This window comes from Deltaproteobacteria bacterium CG11_big_fil_rev_8_21_14_0_20_42_23, from assembly GCA_002796345.1.
GTDB lineage: Bacteria > UBA10199 > UBA10199 > 2-02-FULL-44-16 > 2-02-FULL-44-16 > 1-14-0-20-42-23.
In genome coordinates, this window is record PCXC01000060.1 from 1 (window position 1) to 21,215 (window position 21,215).

Here is a 21,215-nt window from a genome sequence, read left to right on the forward strand (position 1 = left end):
CATTTTTTGAGGTTGATTTTTGTTGAGCCTCCGAAAAAACACACCGCTCAAGGTCCGCTATCTTGAAAAAATGGGTTTTTCAGGGGGAACTAGTTATCAGTGATAATGCCATCTGCCTTGAAAAAATCGATTTGTCCTTTCAATGCCGAGGCAATAACTGTTCCTGCAGCTGGTTTTGAAGGATCGATTTGAAAACAGGCAGCATCTTGAATGGCAATTGATTCTGGAGAACGCACTGGATGTGAAACAGCGCTTCCATCTTGAAACGATTTCCACTTTGCTTCAAAGGGAACACGCACTCCATTGCTGTTTTGATAATAGCCTCTCTCTCCAACTCCCAAAAACTGCATCACATTTCCTTGCACCTCTCGAAAAGTACTTCCACCGGGAATCGTGTCGTAATATGAAAGAGAAAGATTTGGGTCTAACTGGGGTAACTGCAAACTTCCTGCTGTTGCATAAGCTTCTGGCGCTGTTGGATCGCGCTTTACACAGTAGCGATCGAATTGAAATTGTTTTTGTCCTGGAAACACTTCAGAAAAAGTATAAAAACGAATGGGATAATTAAAAGGAACATCTCTTCCAGATCTTCCCGCACCTCGCACCAACTGATCTTGCGTTACTGCGGTGCCCACTCTTCCCAGTTGTTCTTCCACCTCAAGCGCCCACTGATCAGGAGCTGCAAAGGTGCGGATACTTGTTGTTGCTCGTTTTCGAGGATCATACTCATTGAGCATTTGGTCCCCATAAATAAGGGGAAGCACATATCCCTGAGCCAACAACGGAAGTTGCGGATAGAAATTGTTGATCATTTGAAGTGAGCTTACATCTTCCTCGCGAGGAAAATTTGCATATGAAAAAGAAATGCTATCTGCATAGCGTGAAATTTTTAGCCAATACGAAAACGGCAAATGCTGATGACAATAGTCACTGCCGTCAAAACACATATTTTTTAAAGAGAGGCGAAGAGTATATTCTGAAACGGGTCTTGCTGCGGCATGATATATATTTGCGGCTGGTGGTAAAACCTCTGGGGCTTCTTCATTGAAGTTATAGCTGCTAAAGTTTCCGGGGGAGATTTCTCCATTGTTACTATAATTTTCAAACAAAGAAGAAATCGAAACTTTTGGCCTTCCTCCAGAAAAATCTCCTCCAAGTGCAGGTGGCGCAACAGGAACTAGCGCGGGCGGAAAAACTTCTCCCTCATTTTCATCGAGACCAAGATCCGCAGAAGAAGGCTCAACCCCACCACCATCAACGCGCCTCTCGTCTTCTGCAGGAGCAAGTGACGCTCCATTTTCAGGCTCAAGAGTTCCAAAAAGAGGATTGATGACATTCAGCTGAAACCAAGTGGGTTCTTGTGTGCCAACTTGCTGACTATGGCAGGCGCTGAGTAAAAAGATCGATAAAATGAGAAGGTTTTTTTTCATGACCAGACCTTATAAGAGCAAAGAGTATACCAAAAATTCTGTTCCTTAACAACCTTTCTTTTTTGTGGGGCCTAAAAAAAACTTTTACTTTTCAGCTTGTTAGATGAATTTCCCACCAACCCTTTCTTTTCTCCCCTTCCTCTTAACTCAAGAATAGGGCCAAAACACCCCATTTTCTTGACGTCATCCCTCCCGGGAACAGCCTAAGGCAACGCCCATATCCACAGCTTTTCCACAGATTATTCAACGCTTCTTTCCTTTGCCCTCAAAAACAAAAAAGCCTGAATATGCATCAGGCTTTCTCGTTTCATTTTTGGTGTTTCTTATTCTTCGTCACACGGAAGACAAACGCCTTCTTCATCTACACCACAAGCACAATCGTCACCTTGGTCTTCTGCTTTTACCTGTGATGCGACTACGCTCATTGCGAGAACGAAAAACAAAAACATCCCCAACATTTTCTTTGCCATACTACACCCCCTCTCGTAGAAAACGTTCCCTTGGGAAACGCTTCAAAAACTGCAGCTGGCGAGCGGCAAGCTAGCGCAGAACAAAAAATCTTCCCACAAAAAAGTGTGAGCTAAAAAATTATTTTTCTTCTTCAGTTTTCCTCTTGACCAAATAAAGAAGAGGCGTAAGCTGACGCACAACTTGAAGCTACATTCTGTGGCTTCATATGCGAAGGCTTTCATGCTCTTCCCCTTCTCTTCTTAAACCTTTTACGAAATGAGCAAGCTCATGCGCACGCGTCTTATTCCAAAACTTTTTAGCGTTTTTAAAGAAGGATATTCTTCTCAGCTTTTTTTTAAAGATCTTCTTGCCGGCGTTATTGTTGCTATCATTGCACTTCCGCTTTCCATTGCACTGGCCATTGCTTCTGGTGCCAGACCCGAGCAAGGGCTTTACACCGCTATCATTGGCGGATTTTTGATTGCGTTTTTTGGCGGAAGCCGTGTGCAAATTGGCGGACCCACCGGCGCCTTCATTGTTATTATCTACGGGATCATCACCAAATATGGTTATGATGGTTTAGCTGTCGCAACTCTTTTGTCTGGCGCCATGCTCATCTGCATGGGAGTGATTCGGCTTGGAAACGTAATTAAGTTTATTCCCTATCCTGTCACAATTGGTTTTACTTCGGGTATTGCGCTCATTATTTTTACTTCTCAAATTAAAGATCTTTTCGGTTTGCAGGTTGCTGGAAATCTTCCTTCAGAATTTTGGCCAAAATGCGTAACTCTTTTTCAGCATTTTCAGACTCTTGATTTTTCTTCGGCTTTCATCGGCATCATGAGTTTAGTTATCTTGATTTTTTTTCCAAAAATCACAAAAAAAATTCCGGCTTCTCTCGTGGCTGTGTTCTTGGCACCGCTTGTTGTTCATTTTGCACACTTAGATATTGCAAGCATCACGTCTCGATTTGGAGAAATTCCAACTCACCTTCCCATGCCACATTTTCCTCACGTCACATGGGAATTATGCAAGCAGCTTTTTCAACCTGCACTCAGCATTGCCCTTTTGGCCGGCATTGAATCTCTGCTTTCGGCGGTGATTGCCGATGGGATGACTGGCGGGAAACACAGGTCAAACATGGAGCTGGTGGCACAGGGCTTGGCAAATATCGGTTCAATTTTTTTCCAAGGTCTTCCAGCAACGGGTGCAATTGCACGAACGGCAACCAATATAAAAAATGGAGGGAAAACTCCTATTGCGGGCATTGTTCATTCCGTCACGCTTCTGGTCATCATGATGTGTTTTGGAAAATGGGCCGGGCTTATTCCCATGCCAGTTCTTGCCGCTATTTTGATGTTGGTGGCTTATCACATGAGTGAGTGGAGACTTTTTGTTAGCATTTTGAAAGCGCCAAAGTCTGATGTGCTTGTGCTGCTCAGCACTTTTTTCCTCACGGTTTTCGTGGACATCATCGTGGCTATTCAAGTGGGCGTAGTGCTTGCGGCGCTTCTCTTTATGAAACATATGTCTGAAAATACAAAGGCAACTCATCTTACTGACGATGCAAACATAAATGAAAAAGAAAACTTCAAACAACTTCACAATATTCCGCAAGAGATTGAAGTGTTCGAAGTGTATGGCCCTATGTTTTTTGGTGCGGTTTACCAGTTTAAAGAAACGCTAGATCGTATTCAGAAAAAACCAAAAGTATTGATTTTGCGCATGCGTCACATCATGACGTTAGATGCTAGTGCGCTTAAAGCCTTAGAGGACGTGACTCACAAAGCGAAGATAGATCAAACCACTTTTTTCCTCTCGGGAATTCACGGAAGAGTTCTTCACACTTTAAGAAAAAGTGGCATCGCGCAAAAAATTGGGGAGAAAAATATTTTCGATCATTTCGAAGATGCACTTTCAGCAGCTAAAGATTTAGTAACAAAAAAATAACCCCCCGCTCACAAAGGAGCACATATACTTTTAGAAAAAATACCTGCTGCTAAAAAAACTGCTACGCCACTTCAAAAACCTCAACGAACTTTGGGGCCTATTTCAGATTTAGAACGTCATCTTCCAAGAGAGTGGTGGAATAACTCTTTTTAATTCACCTCTATCTCAAAACCGATGGTGATGTAGTTGAGAATAAAGCAAATACCGTAAAAGAAGTTGATCTCTTGCTTCGGCATACAGGCATGGGGAAAGAAAATAAATTTCTCGATCTCTGCTGTGGCCAAGAAAGGCACTCGCTAGAGCTTACCAGCCGTGGGTTTAAGCACGTCACTGGAATTGATCGCTCAAAATATCTCATTAGACTTGCTCGAAAAAGGGCAAAGCAATGTGAAATCCGGCCAAGTTTTTCTGAGGGAGATGCAAGAAACATAAAACTTAAATCAGATACCATGGATTGTATTTATCTCATGGGAAATTCATTTGGATATTTTGAGCGTGAAGAAGATGATCTTGCAGTGCTGGGCGAAATTAAACGAGTTTTAAAAACCGAAGGAAAAATTTTTCTCGATCTTGTTGATGGAAAATGGATGCAAAATCATTTCGAACCTCGTTCTTGGGAATGGCTAGATCAAAATTATTTTGTCTGCAGAGAGCGTTCGCTCACAAGTGACAAGCAACGTATCATTTCGCGGGAAATCATTACCCACGCTGAACTTGGCGTGATTGCTGATCAGTTTTATGCCGAACGACTTTATGATTTCGAACACATTAAAAAAACATTGGAGCACGTTGGATTTCAAAATGTGCAATATCACGGAAACATCTCAGCAGAATCTAGCAGAGGGCAAGATTTGGACATGATGGCAAACCGCCTTCACATTTCGGCGCATGTCATCAAGCAAAACATCCCCAAAAAAGCTCCGGATGCTCTGCAAAAAATCACGGTCTTGCTTGGTGATCCTCAACTTTCTGATAGCGTAAAACGTGATGGAAAGTTCAACGAAGAAGATCTTGCTACCATCGAAAGTTTAAAGGAACATTTAGAACAGCTCGAATCTTTTTCATTTGAGTATTTAAGCTCGCACAAACATTTCATTTCCGAACTCAGCAAAAATCCTCCATCGTTTGTCCTCAATCTTTGCGATGAAGGCTATCAAAACAAAGCCACTTCGGAACTTCACATTCCTGCACTGCTGGAAATGCTTGATATACCTTACACAGGCGCTGGCCCTGCTTGTTTGGGACTTTGTTACAACAAGGCTCTCATTCGGCATATTGCAAACGGGCTTGAAATTCCGGTGCCTCAAGAAACGTATTTTGATCCCAACGATCAAGCCGCAAACTTGCCTTCAATTTTTCCGGCGTTGCTCAAACCAAATTTGGGCGACTCTTCACTTGGCATCACCAAAGATGCCGTTGTGCACAATGCCATCGAGCTCATGAGTTATCTTGATTACTTGCGACAAACATTTCCCGGAGTTCCGCTTCTCATTCAAGAATTTTTGGAGGGAACCGAATACAGTGTTGCCCTCATTGGAAACCCAGGAAAACTTGAAGCACTTCCTTTACTAGAAGTTGACTACAGCAAACTTCCTGCAAACCTTCCGAAAATTCTTTCGTATGAATCGAAGTGGCTCCCCGATTCTCCTTATTGGACCAACATTAGCCACCACCAAGCAAAACTAGATGAAGAAACCGAGCGGCGTCTTATTGATGCCTCAGCTTTGCTCTTCGAACGACTTGAATGCAGAGATTACGCACGCTTCGATTTTAGAGCTGACAAAAACGGCGTGATTAAATTGCTAGAAGTAAATCCAAATCCAGGTTGGTGTTGGGACGGAAAACTCAATATCATGGCAGGTTTCAAAGGATTGAAGTACAACGATTTACTCAACATGATTTTAAACGCAGCAAGAGAACGAATCAAAACTAAATCTTAACGAAGCGGTACTGATTTTCAACTCGGGCGAAAAATTATCTTTTCCTTTGCGGAGCGGCCATTTGCAGCCTTCATATCTGCTACAGCCAGAAAAAAATATGGAGGCTGCAACGGCAGCATCTTCTGCGGCGCTTGAGCAGAAGATGCGAAGCGAGCAAAGGAAAAGATAATTTTTCGCCCTCAATTCAAAATCAATTCCCAGAGTTACTCTTGAGGGGTCGTCATCCCACTCACATCAAGTAAGTGTTTCAACTCTGTTGCAGGTAAAACTTTTTCCGCAGTGGCAACTTGCCGAATTGTTTTTCCTTCTTTGTGCGCTTTTTTTGCAAGAGCAGCGGCTTTGTCGTAGCCAATGTGCGGCGCAAGTGGCGTTGCCAGCATCAAACTTTGCTCCACCAATTCTTCGCAACGCTTTCTATTTGCTTCTAAACCAGCAATGCACTTTTTATCAAAAGCCTTCGCGGCATTGGCAAGCAACTGAATGCTTTCAAGAAGATTGCAGGCAATAAGAGGCATAAACACATTCAAGTCTAAACGACCAAGCGCAGAACCGTAAGTAATGGCAAGATCGTTGGCGATCACTTGCACGGCAACTTGCGTAACCACTTCAGGAATAACTGGGTTTACTTTTCCGGGCATAATGGAAGAACCAGGCTGTAAAGCTGGAAGCACAAGCTCGGCAAACCCTGCTCTGGGGCCACTTGCGAGCAGGCGGATATCATCTGCAATTTTGAGCAAGGCCGAAGCAACAAGTTTTAGCGCTCCACTTACTTCAACACAGGCATCTTTTGCACCTTGCGCTGCAAAATGATTTTCAGCTTCGCGCACTTCCAAACCAGTACGCTCTGCCAACACTTTGCACACTTTTTTCGAAAATTGCGGATGCGTATTAATACCGGTACCAACGGCAGTTCCACCAAGTGCAAGTTCATACAAAGAAGGAAGTGCTTTTTCCAAGGCAAGTCTTCCATGTTTTACTTGAGCCGCAAACCCGCCTATTTCCTGGCCAAGCCGGATGGGGGTTGCATCCATCAAATGCGTTCGACCTATTTTAATAATGTCATCAAACTCTTTTGCCTTTTTCTCTAAAGCTTTTTGCAAACCAGACAGAGCAGGAAGTAATTCAGATTTAATTTGTTTTGCTGCGGCTAAATGAATCACCGTTGGCATCGTGTCATTTGAAGACTGGCCCATGTTCACATGATCGTTTGGGTGTACAGGTTTTTTACTGCCTATTGCATTTCCACATTTCAGATTTGCAATATTCGCAATCACTTCATTCACATTCATGTTGGTTGAAGTTCCAGAGCCAGTTTGAAAAACATCGATTGGAAAATGTTCGTAATATTTTCCTTCGGCAACTTGCTTTGCTGCTTCTTGAATTTCGTGTGAAAGTTTTTTATCTAGTTTTCCCAATTGCTCATTTGCTTTTGCGCATGCAAATTTTAATTCAGCAAACATTTGAATGAATGTTTTTGGAAATGGTTTTTCACTTATCTGAAAATTTTCAACCGCCCGCGCTGTAGTAGCCCCATAGAGCGCATCAGCGGGGACTTTAAATTCGCCCATAGAATCAGCTTCAATACGTGTTTTTGTCATATGTTCCTCTTTAAATTTTTCGACTTAGAACCTACTGTTTTACAAATGTAAACGTCCCGAGTGGAGCAACGCTTCCTTCATTCAAAAATGGATCTCCCGTAATTTCTGCAATCTCCTCTGCTGGGGAAGTATCATCATCTGCAGAAAGAAACGTAACACCGCTGTCTGTTCCAGAATCATAAGGTTCAAGTGAAACAGTTTTGCTTGCAACCCAACTATCATTCTCGCAAAGATCGAGAGATTCTACACCAACGAACCAATCAGGACTTGGAGCAACCATCGAAACAAGAGTCACCAAATGATAGTCGCTTGTAATAGGAAAAGTGAAACTCGTTGAACCTGGAGACAGTGCTATAGCAGATCCCAAAAGAACACTTTCTGCGGTGCCCGCAGCTATAGCTGCGTTTATTTCGGCGGTTAAATCTGTAACAGAGCCTCTTTCGGCCATCGCTTCAATACCTTCCGAAGCAAGCTCTCCCTCTTTCCAAAAAGTCACGTCACTTTTGTGCGTGCCACCTATCAATCTCGAAAAATGAGCATTGGCAGGAAAGTCAGTTGGGTGTGTATCTGCAGACCAGGTTGCATTGAAAGTTACTTCATATGTCGCAGTCGCTTCTGATGGAGTGCAAGAAACAGTTGAATTCATACTCTCCGTTTCGGTTGAAACAGTGGAAGATGTTCCGCAAGAAAACAAAGTGGTGAGAAAAGCTAAAAAGAAAATGTATTTTATTTTTTTCATTTTGTTTTCCTCTTTTTACCGAATCACTTCAATTAATTTTTCAACTGCCTGATAACTGCGAAACGGTGGAAAAACATAAGCTCCACGTACAAAGGAAATTGACTTTGCTGCAACAAGCGCATCTCGCGCAATTTCAAGCCCCACTTCACGTTGCGCTTCTTTAGTGCTTGCTGCCTGCATGGCCTTCATAATCTCATTTGGAATTTGCATGCCAGGAACTTCGTTGTGCAAAAATTCTGCATTTCGAAGAGATGCAAGTGGAAGCACTCCCACAAAAAATGGAATGGGTTTTACATTTTTAATTTTTCCCAAAAACGTTTCTAATAATTTGATGTCGTACACTGGTTGAGAAAACACAAACTCGGCACCAGCTTCCACTTTTCTGCGATACCGTTCAGCTTCAAGATCCAGATCAACCGCACCAGGGTTCACTCCGCAGCCGATGAGAAAACTGGTTTGATCTTTCATAGGCCTACCTGAAAAATCTAAACCTTGATTCAAATGGGAAACGCCTCGAATCAAACCAATGGCATCCAAATCAAAAACCGGAGTTGCATCTGGGTAATGCCCCATCTTTGGAGGATCTCCCGTAATCAACATCAAATTTTTCAAGCCAAGCGCAGCTTGGCCCATCAAGTCCATTTGCATGCCAAGCAAGTTTCGATCGCGGCAGCAATAATGTGTAATGGTTTCAATGCCAACTTGCTCTTTCAAAATCATAGAAAGCGAAACCGCACTCATGCGCGCCATTGCACGAGGACCATCAGAAATATTTACCGCATTCACACCCATCTCTTTCAAAATACGCGCTCCCTCTACGGCTTTGTCTGGGTGGATACTTGCGGGCGGTTCGATTTCAACTGAAATCAAAAATTCCTTTCCGATTTTCGCACCGAAAGGACTTTTTTCTGCGGTGGCAATTGCTGGTCTTGCTTCATTTTTTTCGGAAACAATACTTTTTGATTCTTTTTGGGACGAAGGAATTTCTCTGGCACTTTCTGTCCAAACACCTTTTAAAAATCTGGCCATTTCACGAATATGCTCTGGCGTTGTTCCGCAACATCCACCGATGAGCTTTACCCCAAGCTGCGCATAGCGCCTTGCATACTCTGCAATATATTCCGGCGTCACCATGTACAACATGCGGCCTTGTACCATCTTTGGCATTCCCGCATTGGGCATGGCCGAGAGCGGAGTGTTGCTCACAGCGCTCATGCGTTTAAGGGCTTCAAAAATTCCAATGGGACCGTCGGAACAGTTGACGCCGATAACATCTGCGCCGCGCTCTTCCAAAAAGCTCACCACTTTTTCCGGCTGCAAGCCTTCAAATTCTTCGTCGCTCGTAAACTTCAGCGAAACCTGACACATCACCGGAAGTGAAGTGACAGACTTAGTCGCTTCAAGTGCAAGCGCAAGTTCATCAAGGCTTAAAAATGTTTCCAGCAAAATGACATCGGCACCTGCTTTGGATAACGCACTTACTTGCTCTACAAAAATAGCCTTGCTCGCGCGCGCGTCGCCACCCTGTTTTTGAAACCAAGAAATGGGACCCATGGCACCAGCTACAAAGCCTTGCTCACCCACAACTTCTTTGGCAAGCCGCACACCAGCAGCATTGATAGCTTCAAGATCATCTTCTAAACCGTGCTCTGCAAGGGCTAGCCGATTTGCAGTGAACGTGTTTGTTTCAATTAATCTTGCGCCAGCATCAAAATAAACTTGATGAATAGCTTTGATTCTTGCTGGCTCTTGCAGATTTAAGCTGTCGTAACAACGGTTCACAAACACTCCACTTTTGTAGAGCTCGGTTCCAATTGCACCATCAGCTAAAATGCCATGTTGAAGTTTTTCTAAAAAGTTCATCGTTGAACTTAGCCTTTCATTCTCACGTTGTGTTGTAAGAAAGGATTTGTTTTTTTCTGTTCCCCCAAACGTGCACATGAAGTTTCTCCATAGTCGTGACCCGGATAAACTATGAGCTCGTCTGAAAGTGTTCGTAGTTTTTCAAGTGATCTTTGCATGTCTTCTGGATTTGAATCTGGAAGATCAACTCGCCCGCAAGCATCGATGAACAGCATGTCTCCGGTGATGAGAAAATCTTCACCTTCGAAGCAAATCATGCCAGGTGAATGCCCTGGCGTGTGATGACATGTCACTTGAGCTTCACCAAGTTGCAGATGCAAACCATCCGAAAGATCTTGCACATCAGCATTTTCTAGCTTCAGCATTTCTCTTTCAAGAGGGTGCACATACACAGGAACTTTTTTGTAGGCTAAAATTCCGGGCAAAGCTTTTACGTGATCAAAGTGTGTATGGGTAAGCCATACAGCGGAAAGATCTGCGCCGCCCTCTTCCAAAACTGAAATAATTTTTTCGGCATCCCATCCCGGATCAACAACAGCTGCTTTTTTCGAAGCAGCATCAACAAGCACATACGCAAAGTTTTGCATGTGACCAACAGGAATTTGTGTGAGGATTATTTTCTTCATAGAACAATCTCAATCTAAAAAAATGGCGGTGGAGGAAACGATGAAGAAAGGGTGTCTGCAATATGTTCAAGCGAGGGATCAAGATCATCTTGTTGATGAGGAATAAACAACGCTGATATATTTCCTTTTTTCCAAGAGTAGCGCCCATCTTTAGCATCGAAATCTACTTGCCACAAACCTCGCGGTGAACATCCAAGCTTCACCATTTTGAGCGCCCACGCTTCAACCAAATCTTCAAGCTCGTCGCTGATCTGCGCATACAAAGGCTCGCCCTTGGGAATCCATCTCAACTCTTCTTTCAACTGTCCAAATTTGGAGAAAGTTTGTTTTGTAATGCGTTCCAAAATAGGAACAAGCTCCATAACGCTTTGCTTATCAAAAATTCGCTTCGAAAAAATGGGAATGACCTTGGACATAAGCCGGCACTTTATTCCACTAGCCGCTTTTGTCAAAGCGTTAGTGAAAATGATCTGTTTTTTTCGGAAAACTGCACACCAGCAAAAGAAGCCCCTTTTTCTTTACGGCCCCAAAAAGTACAAAATGGTTTACAAGTCTTTAACCCGTTGATTTCAAATAATATTTTTTATGTATACAAAGGCCGTCGCCTGAAAACACCGATGGAGCCTGATTTTGCCAAATTGTTGCTTGTCAGACAAAAAAAGTTCGAATAAACACGCAACTAATTTTGAGAGTAGCCGATAGCTTGAGCGTTAAGCAAGAAACCAGGTACATGAGGACAAATGCCAAGTAGCATCTCCAAAGCAGACTCACCCCTCCCAGCAGGCCATTTGTATGGTTTTGCCCGCGTTTTGGAGGAGCCAATAGCAGCTTTGGTTGATGGAGCTAGAGAAGTCCGCAGGGCACCTACTGACTACAGCACAAGTAGACTCTTAACCACTCTAAATACTTTAGCAACCGGAAATCCCCCTACAGCGGAAGAAGCCACTAATTTGAGAGCTGTTATTCACACAGTTGAAGCAAGCACCAACGACCACGCAAAAGCGGCTCTGGCACTTCTTCGACATCGCTTTTCCCCTCACCTTCTTTCCTCTCAACTAGTTCCTGATGGAGTTAGTGCCCAGGCATTAACGTTCGATTCTCCAGCTGCCAGTAATTTTCTTACTCCAGAAAATTATAGAAATGCCCTTTGGGAGATGAGAGGTCGTTTCACTACTACCGATCTCATCGCAGAAGCAAAAGGGGTAAGTGATCGCTTTGAAATGCCTTGGAGTGCAAAAGTTCTCTTGCAGCGTTTTGAGCTTCCAGGTTCGCTAGAGGAAGTAAATTGCTTTAAGGCAAACGGCTTAAACTGGTGTCTGTTTCCGCGAAAACTTTCTATTCCCTGGCTAGGAGCAATGTATGGATTGCTTTATGCTTTAAAGATACCATGCATGCAACCCGAATTTTTTGTTCCCAACATCCACACAAACAGAACGGAATATGGTACAGAGAATGATGTTTTCAGAACCGGAGTTGCTCTAGACGTCCCAGGAGGATGGCTACGCTTAGAAAAGCTAAACTCGCTTCTTGAAAAGAATAGGATTAATATTGATCCCACAAGGGCTGCCAACATAGTACTTGCCCTTAAACATGTAGCATACATGCTTCGCAAAAATGGTCTTTGCGCAACGGGATGGGACTTGGCGGTGAACATTGGAGACCAGACCGATAATACACTTGTAAGAATAATTGATCCAAGCAAAATTGAAATTATGAATGCCCGGTCTGCATTTCGCTGTTTCAATCACCCCGATGGCTACAACCCCGAGCCCGACCTCTCAAAATACAGCGCACGCGGTCCGTATATTCCAGATCCGTCTCTGATGCGTTGGGGATTGCTTGCCAGCAAATCCTACCGAAGAGCAGGGGGGCTCATGCAAGAAGTTGTTTCTCATCTTTTAGACAAAGCATATCTTCCTTCTGTTCATAGTGAACAGTATGCAGAGGCACTCGCTTACCATTTTATTATTATGTTAAGCAATTATGAAAACTACGTTTCTTCCCTTGCTGCATATACAAGCGGAGATGAACAAGCGTATTGGCAAAGACACACTGACACCAACGTTGCTATTGAAGTAGAGCATTCTGCAGTGGTTTCCATTTTTGCTGACTATCTTGACCAATTCGGAACGGATGGTCTTGTTGTGTTCGCAGCACTTGTACTTCCTTCTCTTTTAAGAGACTTGCAGAGTGATATCACTAAAACTCGTGAGGTGCTTGCTTCCTTGTATGCTGAATTAAACGAAAAGGAAGGTGATTTTGCTTCTAGCCCCGGAGGCAAAAGCGATTATTGGGAACAATGGTGGACAAACTCAAGAAAAATACCAGGAAGTTCAAATGAGAGTGGCGGTGGAAGTAGCGCTCCACCAGGACCTGGTTTTGGGCTGGGATGTGGTTTTTCAACTCCAAGTTCTGGAAACGTAGCTTCACCTGTCATCTCTGTAGGTGGCGCAGCGAAATTTAGCGGAGCTCTTCCTGTTGGTGGAGCTAATATACTAGGGGCTTCAGCAATGTCTACACGCGTTACCCTTCCTCCTCCCGTGCTAACTCCCCCTATCATTCTCTTATAAGCCCACAAAAATGGGGTTTACTTTCCCATAGAGAAATGGAATGTTTCCGCCTTCATTCTTCATGTTTGGAGTGTTTTATGACAGATCGAGTTCCACTTACACCACAGGGCTACAAAACCTTGCAAGAGCGACTGAAGCATCTTAAGGGCGTTGAACGTCCGCGAAACATTGCTGCTATTGAAGAAGCCAGAAGTCATGGTGATTTGTCCGAAAATGCGGAATATGATGCGGCCAAAGAAGAGCAAGGCATGATCAACTCTCAAATTGTTGATTTAGAAGCCAAAATTGCGCTTGCTGAAATCATCGACCCTTCAAAAATTGATTCGGACAAAATTGTTTTCGGCGCAACGGTTAAGCTTATTGACCTCGATACCGATGAAGAATCTACCTACCAAATTGTGGGTACCCCAGAAGCAGACTTAAACCATGGAAAAATTTCCATCGAATCCCCCATGGCACGCGCACTTATAGGCAAAAGCGAAGGTGACGAAGCCAGAGTAAAAACCCCAAAAGGCATTCGCGAAGTAGAAATTTTGAAAGTGGAATTTAAATAAGGACCGGTGCGAAGTGGTGATTATTTCAAGCCGAAGTAATCCACCAATCCAAGTGACAGTTCTGGCACATACGTAATCACCAACAGGGCGAAAAACAGAACTATCAAAAATGGAAGTGATGCGCGGTACAGTTCTGGAATTTTTTTCTTGAAACGATAGCTGGAAATAAACAGGTTCAGTCCAACGGGTGGAGTTGAGTAACCAATTTCCAAATTGGTGAGAAAAATAATGCCCAAGTGAACAGGATGAACGCCAAATTCTTGTGCAATGGGCAAAATAAGCGGCACCACAATGATAATGGCCGAAAAAATATCCATTAAACATCCCACCACCAGCAAAAAGATATTCAGCACCATCAAGAACATTAGCTTCGACGAAATATATTCTCGCATCAACGCTACAGCCTTCATGGGGATTTGTTCATCCACCAAATAATTGGTAAGGCCAAGAGCGCAACCCAAAATAAGCAAAATACCACCAACAAGCACCATCGATTCAGAAGCGATGCGCGGGAAATCGTAAACAAAACTCAAATCTCTATATGCCAGCAATTCCACCAGCATCACATATACCACGGTAACCGAGGCCGCTTCAAAAGGAGTGAAAACTCCGCCGTAAATACCACCCAACACAATCGCAGGCAGCGGCAACAGCCAAAAAGCCTCTTTTAAGGCTGGCTTCACTTCATCCCACAACGTAGCGGTGAGCAACGTGAGAAGCGTTGGAATAATGGCAATCAAGTCTTGAACAAAAAAGGCGCGAAACGCTGAAAAGCTATCTGCAATGCCATGAAGTGGAAAAAAGTACGCCGCTTTTCCCATGCCTTGCACGAGGCCAAAAAGATTAAGCGGCAAAAGCCACCACCACGATTTTTTCACGATCAGAAAAAAGCGCTCCCACGGAAAAGCCACTCGTTCCACTTTATTTTTTTTGCCCATATAGATTGCATAAAAGGAAAGCAGCAAAATGAAAAAACTTCCCGGCAAAATCCCAGCCAAGAAAAGCGAATCAACATTCACTTTTGCCACAATGGCATACAGAATCAGCGGCAAAGAGGGAGGAAACAGCAAACCCAGACTACCACTGCTTGTGAGAAGACCTAAAGAAAATTTTTCGGAATAGCGATCCTTCATCAACAAGGGATGCAGAATGCCACCAAGTGCAATGATGGTCACGCCAGATGCTCCGGTGAAGGCGGTGAAGAAGGCGCAAGCAATCAGCGAAACAATGGCAAGTCCGCCTGGCATCCATGCAAAATAGGCGCGATACAAACGCACAAAGCGTTCGGGAGATTTTGATTCTGAAAGCAAATAGCCAGCAAAAGTAAAAAGTGGAATTGCCACCAAGGTAGAAGATGAAGTCATGCGATACATCTCACCAATAATAACCGTGAGATTTGTATCAATCGCGGTAAAAAATAAAAGCGCCAAGCCGCCAATGATGATGAACAGCGGAGCTCCGCAGATTGCAGCAAGTAAAAGTCCTATTCCAAGAAGTATCGTCATCGTTTTTTCGCCGTAAAAAGTTAACTGCTAATATACTTTCGCCAATCTCCGGCATAGTGGTGATCACCCACTTTCCAAAGACGGAAAACATCAAGAAGCACTCCAATTGCATATTCCAAAGAAATCATTCCAAAGCCAAAGGGAATGATGGTCTGGATCCACCATAAAGGAAACATTCCAAAAAATTGTTCTCCCATAAAACTTTCATCTATCACAAAAGTATATGCAGCCTTTGCCAGCATGAAAGTAACGAAGCAAGAAAGGCTATCGATAAGAATGCGAAGTACATTTCGAGGCCTATGTGAAAGAGCGCGAGCAAGCACATCAATGGAAATATGTTGTCGATTTCGGGTTCCTAGCATTGCTCCTAAAAAAGCAAGCCAAAGTACGGTGTGACGGGAAACTGTTTCCAAACCTACAATTCCCGAATTGAAGAGATCACGTGAAATAACTTGAACAAGAACCAAACCTCCAAGCGCAAGCAACAAAACAAAAAGCAAGAAAGCTACAAGCTGTGAAAAAACACCATCTACAATACGAAAAAAGGTGAAGAGAAATTTCATACATCCTACTTTCGTAAGGTTTGAAGAAACGCTTTTAACTCCGCAAGCATTTCTTTTGAGTATAATTTCCCAGCTAATTCATCCCAAACATGAATGCATTTTTCTTGAATGCGTTTTAGTTCGACTGGAGAAATAGAAACAAACTTCAACCCTTGTTCCTTCAGAACGTCATAAGATTTTTCGTTATCATTTCGAATGCGGGTGAGTAAAATGTGTGAATATTTTTGTGCTGTTTTTTCTAAAATACTTCTATCGGCCGAGCTCAACATTTTGTAAGCATCGTTCGCAATAAGAATTCCACCACTTGCGTGCGTGAGCTTTACATCAGAAACATATTTCACCCGCGAAGACCACTGCAAGGCAAGCACTGCAAGCGGCGTGGAGTAAACCGCATCAACCAAATTTGTTTGGAGGGAAGTGTACACATCGGGAAGAGCAAGAGGAATAGGAGTAATACCAACTTCTTTGTAAAGCGCTTCTACCAAAGGATCGCCGTCCCACGCCCACCACTTCATCCCCTTCATATCTTCAAGCGAGTTGACGGGTTTGTTTGAAAAGACATGCACAAAACCAGTTTCGTTCCATGCCAAAAGCGTGAAACCTCTTTTTTTAAATCCAGCTTCTAACTTTGGCTGAAATGCTGTGCTTATTTTATCTATTTCTTCATACGTTTGAGCCAAGAAAGGAAGTTCCAATATTCTCATTTCAGGATTCACGACACCAAGACCAAGACCTGTAAATGCAGACAAGTGCACTTGACCATAGCGCATTTTGCGAATCACATCTCGCTCATCGCCCATCACACCGCCAAAATAAAATTTAAATTTTACTCTGCCTTGTGTAAGTTGAGTAAGTTCTTTATCCCAATCATGCATCACCTTCGCCCAAGTGGATCCTTCGGGAGCCAAAAGAGCTAGCTTCAATTCTGTAGCAGCTTGAAGTGAAGGCGCAGAAAAACTCGAAGCGAAGATTATAAGAAGGAAAAGAAAAAAACTTTTTTTGAAAAATGTTTTCATAAAAACTCCAAGGTTCAATCATGTTACTAAAAAAACTGATCCACTTTTTGCAGTAAAATAGCTGCTCTTCTTTTTGCTAATTTATTTGCCAAAACTTGAGATGCCAAAGCTTGATCATCCGCAAACACAACCTCATTAAGGATTTGCTGATACAGCGCTTTATCTTGTATTTGAACAGCATAGTATTGTGCATATAAAACTTTATGCATTAAATAATAGGGTTCTTGCTTAAAAGTTGTCTCAAATATTTTTTTTGCTTCTTCTGCATTTCCGCCAAGCAATTGTGGTTTTGAAGCATGAAGCACAGCTCTGAAAGCAAGCGCAGAAGAAAAATAGTAATTGGCATCGAGTTGCAACACACGATCCAACATAGCTGTCACTTTGGGAAGAGCTGCAATTGCAAAGGGATCGTCACGATTTAAATTTACATTGCTAGCCCAACAAAAACTGGTCCAAAAAAGAAGCGGCACATCTTTTTTTCCAAAGCTCTGCAATGCATGTTCAAAATCTGAAAGAGGAAGCTTGAGCGCTTTTCGAAAAGATTTTTTTTGAGAAAGAGTTGCCAAACCATATTGCTTTCCTTTTTCGTAAAAGCGTTTTGCTCGCTCTTGTGAAAGTTCATAAGCAGCAGATTCTTTTTTTAACTGAAGCAAATCTTCTTCAAAAAAACCAAACGCATATTGGCCATACGATTTTGCAAGTAAGGTCGCTGTGGTTTTATGGGTTGGATTTTCATGCGCAAACACTTCAAGCATGGTGAGCATGGGCAAAATATTTTTGCGCGAAAGTTCTGGATCTTGCGATTGCTCCAGCACCGGCTGGCCATCCCATGCAATACTGCTCATGGTAGACGTTGCAGCATTTTTCAAACTGCACGCTGAGGCCATGCACACGAGAAGACAAAGCAAAAGTGGAGATTTTTTTTTCATATACACAACGTCCAAAACAACGTTCAAAAAAAAGAAAGAGACTTTTAAAAATGATCGAAAAGAACGATCACCCAAGGCCTCTTTTAAAGGGAACCCCCTAGCAACAAAACCAACAAAGCGCAAGCAATCCCCTTGACGCACTGCGTTTTGGAAAATGTCTCTCAAGAAGGAAAATGTTAGTCGAGATGTCTTCTGAACACTCTCTGTTCGTTCGGCGTAGTTCTCTCTTCAAACACAACCAACATATTTACCACTTCACCTGTGTATCGACTGATTGGAAATGCATCTAAATGCACACAACATTTTTTTACCCCTGCGCCATCTTCGTCGGGAAGCATGAAGCACCATTCTCTGTCTTCGATGCGCGCTTTATGGTCAATCACTTCTCCCAATAAACTTTTTACTTCTTCTGGAATTTTGAGATCCCTCACATCTTTTCCTGCTACTTGCTGAGAAGTAAGTCCAAACACGCGATAAGAAGCTGCGTTTAAAAAGAGAATTTCTCCTTCAACATTGATAAGCACGACCGCCGCATCCACAATGTTGGCAAGGGTTTCAAAGCGACGATGCATGAATTGAATTTTTTTCGTTTTCATGTCGTCCAGCTCTTCAATTTGAAACATCAAGCTGTTAAAAGATCGGACCATTTCATTTATTTCACCTTCACCCGTTACCGGCAAACGAACTGAAAGGTTTCCCGCTTGCGCTTCATTAAAAGCTGCAAACATTTTTCGAAATGGCCACACCACACGAATGGGAGTTAAAAACGCAAGCGCAATTCCACCACCCGCAACTAAAATAAGAATGAGAATAAGATTTCGTTGTGTTCGTTCTAAAAGAAGTTGAATTTCGCCACGATAAGCTTGCAATTCGTGATAACGGCTATTGATGATGGCACCTATGTTTCCGCGGATGCTATCAACTAACTTTATTCCATTTTCTTCAAAATATCGATCGGACTCTTCTGGTTTTTGCTGTAACGAACGAATGGCACCAAGGTAAGCTTCGGCTTCTTCAATAGATTTTTTATATCGCTCTATATTTTTTTCTGAAATGGCTGCTTGCTTTGCATCGGTAACGGTCTCTTTTAAAAAAGCGAGTTTTTCTGTGAACTGCTCATTCATTTTGTGGAGCGAAAGATTTTTATCATTTAGTGCTTTGGCTAAATCTTCGAAGCCATCGCGAGAAACTTCACTTGCTTGCAACGCATTAAAATGTTGTGAAAGCGTAAAACGCAATTCTTTGTCGAGACGTTGAAGATAATAAAGTGACACACCACCAATGATAAGCACCAAAGCAAGGGCTTGAACAAACGCAATGTGCAAGCGTTTCTGAAGGCCTATCATTCTGCACCTCCTTCAAGAAAGACGTCGATGTCGTGATCGGAGCCCGCAAGAATAAGGATATGCCCTTCTTCCATTTTTTCATCTGCTTGTGGCACACTATTAATTACTGTTTTAATCACGCTTTTTCCTTCTTCGTTTACTTCGGTAACACGTCGTTGAAGAGCCACTAAATTAAGTTGATGTCGTTCGCGCAATTTTGCCTCTTTGATGGTCAGTCCAACCAAAGAATGTGGCGTTCGAATTTCTACAAGTGAAAATCCTTCGGCAAATTGTTTTCTGTCCATAATATGCGGCGCAATAAGAGTACGCGCAATCTGTTGCCCCATTTGTTTTTCCACGGGAATAACACGACTAGCGCCCACCTCTTCCAAAACAATGGAGTGATTGTCATCAAGAGAGCGAACAATAATGCGAGACAAACCCAGGCGACGTAAAAGCAAGGTGGCAAGGATACTTGCCGACATCTCACCAATGGCAACAACAGCTGCATCCACTTCTGGAATTCCAATTGAGCGCAACGTTAATTCGTCTGTAGCATCTGCGATGATAGCTTGAGCCACTTTATCTTTTATGGTTTCTACCAATGTTTCATCGCGATCAATTGCAATAACTTCGGCTCCTAGCTGCGTGAGTGAAATTGCAACAGAACGACCAAACGTTCCAAGACCAATTACTGCTACTTGCATAAGAACCTCGTATCAGAAAAACAAAACGTACTTCGCGAGTGTTCGCTTCACGCTCTGGAATGATGAGTTGCTTATCCAATCATCACTTTACCTTCGGGATATTTGTATCGCACAAGCTTTGGTGTTCCACTTAACACAAGTGCCAAGGTGACGGGACCAATTCTTCCCAAATACATGAGAATGGTTATAAAAAATTTCCCAAGCCCCGTCAAATGAGGAGTGAGTCCCAAGCTAAGCCCTACCGTGCCAAACGCAGAGAAAACTTCAAAGAGCACAACTCGAAAACTTGCCTCTTCAGTAATGAAGAGGATGATGCAAAAAACAAAAACAAGCGCGAGTGAAAGCATCGTGATACTTACTGCTTTCAAAATGAGTTCTTGCGGAATTGTTCTTCCGGCATACTCAACGTTTTCTCTTCCCTTCATCAGCGCCTTCAACGATTGAAACAAAATACCAAACGTACTTGTTTTTACTCCACCACCTGTCGAACCTGGCGACGCACCCACAAACATCAAAAAATAAAGCACTATGATGGAAGCACTTCCAAATGTGGAAAGATCAATGGCGTTAAAACCAGCAGTTCTTGCCATCGCCGAATGAAAAAAGGACTGAAGAAAACGCTGTGGTATTGTTGATCCATGAAAAGCGTGGCTGAATTCCGTAAAAAAGAAAAAGAAAGTACCCCCGGCAAGCAGTGCAAGTGTGGTTGAAACTACAAGGCGTGCATGCAAACCTCTTGGAAGTCTAAACGCAAGCAACGGACCAAGGATAGTGAAGCCCAAACCTCCAAGAATAACCAACGATGATACTGTACCCAAAACCAAAAAATTGTGATCGTAACTCATCAAGCTGTCGCTAAATAACGAAAATCCCGCATTGCAAAATGCTGAAACAGAATGAAAAAATCCATACAATAACGCTTCTCTCCATGTTTCCATATTTGGCTTCAACGCCATAGCAATCAAGACGCCACCAATGAGTTCGATAAGAAATGTTCCGCGAATAATACGTCGCATCAAATGTGAAAGCTCCTCAAATGATCGCTGGTCTAAGGCTTCACGCATGGTGCTTTTGGAAACGATGCTGATATCTTGCCGGACAATAAGTGCTATCGCGGTTGAGATGGTCATAATGCCAAGGCCACCCACCTGAATCAGCGCAAGAATCACTGCTTTTCCGAAGGGCGAAAAAAAAGTTGCCGTATCTTGAACAATAAGACCCGTAACACATACAGCTGAAGTCGCTGTGAACAGTGCATCTAAAATGGAAAGGGGTTCACCGGTAGCTGATGCAAGGGGAAGAAGCAACAAAAGCGTTCCAACAAGAATAGCCAGAAAAAAACTTACCGCCAAAATTCTTGCCGGTTCGTTTGTAATTTTTTTTGCAAAACTTCGGGATAATTTCATATTCGTTTTACGTTCTTGGTGAATTTCTTACGTAATAACAAATC

The 21,215-nt window shown here is 42.9% G+C and carries 18 protein-coding genes and 1 pseudogene; 5 read left to right on the plus strand and 14 right to left on the minus strand.

The features are described 5' to 3' along the window. Positions 1-89: 89 nt before the first annotated feature. Together COV43_07110 and COV43_07115 are read right to left on the minus strand one after the other, a co-directional pair. Positions 90-1,430: a hypothetical protein gene (locus COV43_07110; GenBank protein PIR25044.1), complete on the minus strand. Its 1,341-nt coding sequence runs from the start codon at positions 1,428-1,430 to the stop codon at positions 90-92. Between the two features lie 512 nt (positions 1,431-1,942). Beyond that, positions 1,943-2,122 carry a hypothetical protein gene (locus COV43_07115; GenBank protein PIR25045.1) on the minus strand — a complete coding sequence of 60 codons (180 nt, stop codon included), beginning with the start codon at positions 2,120-2,122 and terminating at the stop codon, positions 1,943-1,945. A gap of 46 nt (positions 2,123-2,168) precedes the next feature. Here COV43_07115 and COV43_07120 point away from each other — a divergent pair, with 46 nt between their 5' ends. Both COV43_07120 and COV43_07125 read left to right on the plus strand, forming a co-directional pair. Beyond that, entirely contained in the window at positions 2,169-3,830 is a 1,662-nt protein-coding gene (locus COV43_07120; GenBank protein PIR25046.1) for a sodium-independent anion transporter, read from the plus strand. Between the two features lie 39 nt (positions 3,831-3,869). Continuing rightward, positions 3,870-5,770 (plus strand): annotated as a pseudogene (locus COV43_07125) (D-alanine--D-alanine ligase). Positions 5,771-5,973: 203 nt separating this feature from the next. On the opposite strand, the gene aspA reads toward COV43_07125, so the two are convergent. The 5 genes from aspA to COV43_07150 are packed head-to-tail and all read right to left on the minus strand — an operon-like array spanning position 5,974 to position 10,958. Further along, the gene (aspA, locus tag COV43_07130; protein PIR25047.1) at positions 5,974-7,368 is read right to left on the minus strand and encodes an aspartate ammonia-lyase; all 1,395 of its coding nucleotides are present in this window, start codon (positions 7,366-7,368) and stop codon (positions 5,974-5,976) included. A 31-nt stretch (positions 7,369-7,399) separates the two neighbouring features. Then, on the minus strand, positions 7,400-8,107 hold the full coding sequence (locus COV43_07135; GenBank protein ID PIR25048.1) for a hypothetical protein: 708 nt from the start codon (positions 8,105-8,107) through the stop codon (positions 7,400-7,402). Between the two features lie 15 nt (positions 8,108-8,122). Then, on the minus strand, positions 8,123-10,048 hold the full coding sequence (locus COV43_07140; GenBank protein ID PIR25049.1) for a bifunctional homocysteine S-methyltransferase/methylenetetrahydrofolate reductase: 1,926 nt from the start codon (positions 10,046-10,048) through the stop codon (positions 8,123-8,125). After that, entirely contained in the window at positions 9,979-10,596 is a 618-nt protein-coding gene (locus COV43_07145) for an MBL fold metallo-hydrolase (GenBank protein PIR25050.1), read from the minus strand. Before COV43_07145 ends, COV43_07140 begins: the two co-directional genes overlap by 70 nt. 14 nt (positions 10,597-10,610) lie before the next feature. Continuing rightward, the gene (locus tag COV43_07150) at positions 10,611-10,958 is read right to left on the minus strand and encodes a hypothetical protein (protein ID PIR25051.1); all 348 of its coding nucleotides are present in this window, start codon (positions 10,956-10,958) and stop codon (positions 10,611-10,613) included. Between the two features lie 6 nt (positions 10,959-10,964). Here COV43_07150 and COV43_07155 point away from each other — a divergent pair, with 6 nt between their 5' ends. The 3 genes from COV43_07155 to COV43_07165 all read left to right on the plus strand — a co-directional run bounded on the left by COV43_07155 (position 10,965) and on the right by COV43_07165 (position 13,720). After that, positions 10,965-11,267, plus strand: coding sequence for a hypothetical protein (locus COV43_07155; GenBank protein PIR25052.1), 303 nt, complete (start codon positions 10,965-10,967; stop codon positions 11,265-11,267). 69 nt (positions 11,268-11,336) lie between these two features. Beyond that, positions 11,337-13,166 carry a hypothetical protein gene (locus COV43_07160; protein ID PIR25053.1) on the plus strand — a complete coding sequence of 610 codons (1,830 nt, stop codon included), beginning with the start codon at positions 11,337-11,339 and terminating at the stop codon, positions 13,164-13,166. A gap of 77 nt (positions 13,167-13,243) precedes the next feature. After that, the gene (locus COV43_07165; GenBank protein PIR25054.1) at positions 13,244-13,720 is read left to right on the plus strand and encodes a transcription elongation factor GreA; all 477 of its coding nucleotides are present in this window, start codon (positions 13,244-13,246) and stop codon (positions 13,718-13,720) included. Positions 13,721-13,740: 20 nt separating this feature from the next. On the opposite strand, the gene COV43_07170 is transcribed toward COV43_07165, so the two are convergent. The 7 genes from COV43_07170 to COV43_07200 form a co-directional block, all read right to left on the minus strand. Then, entirely contained in the window at positions 13,741-15,225 is a 1,485-nt protein-coding gene (locus COV43_07170; GenBank protein ID PIR25055.1) for a C4-dicarboxylate ABC transporter, read from the minus strand. A 20-nt stretch (positions 15,226-15,245) separates the two neighbouring features. Continuing rightward, positions 15,246-15,788, minus strand: a complete 543-nt coding sequence (locus tag COV43_07175; GenBank protein PIR25056.1) for a hypothetical protein — start codon at positions 15,786-15,788, stop codon at positions 15,246-15,248. A gap of 5 nt (positions 15,789-15,793) precedes the next feature. Further along, positions 15,794-16,804: an ABC transporter substrate-binding protein gene (locus COV43_07180; GenBank protein PIR25057.1), complete on the minus strand. Its 1,011-nt coding sequence runs from the start codon at positions 16,802-16,804 to the stop codon at positions 15,794-15,796. 26 nt (positions 16,805-16,830) lie between these two features. Next, positions 16,831-17,856 (minus strand): hypothetical protein, encoded by a 1,026-nt coding sequence (locus COV43_07185; GenBank protein PIR25058.1) that lies wholly within the window; start codon positions 17,854-17,856, stop codon positions 16,831-16,833. A gap of 53 nt (positions 17,857-17,909) precedes the next feature. After that, positions 17,910-19,079 (minus strand): hypothetical protein, encoded by a 1,170-nt coding sequence (locus tag COV43_07190; protein PIR25059.1) that lies wholly within the window; start codon positions 19,077-19,079, stop codon positions 17,910-17,912. After that, positions 19,076-19,765, minus strand: a complete 690-nt coding sequence (locus COV43_07195; GenBank protein PIR25060.1) for a potassium transporter Kup — start codon at positions 19,763-19,765, stop codon at positions 19,076-19,078. Before COV43_07195 ends, COV43_07190 begins: the two co-directional genes overlap by 4 nt. A gap of 71 nt (positions 19,766-19,836) precedes the next feature. Then, positions 19,837-21,171 (minus strand): Trk family potassium uptake protein, encoded by a 1,335-nt coding sequence (locus COV43_07200; protein PIR25061.1) that lies wholly within the window; start codon positions 21,169-21,171, stop codon positions 19,837-19,839. Positions 21,172-21,215 lie beyond the last annotated feature (44 nt).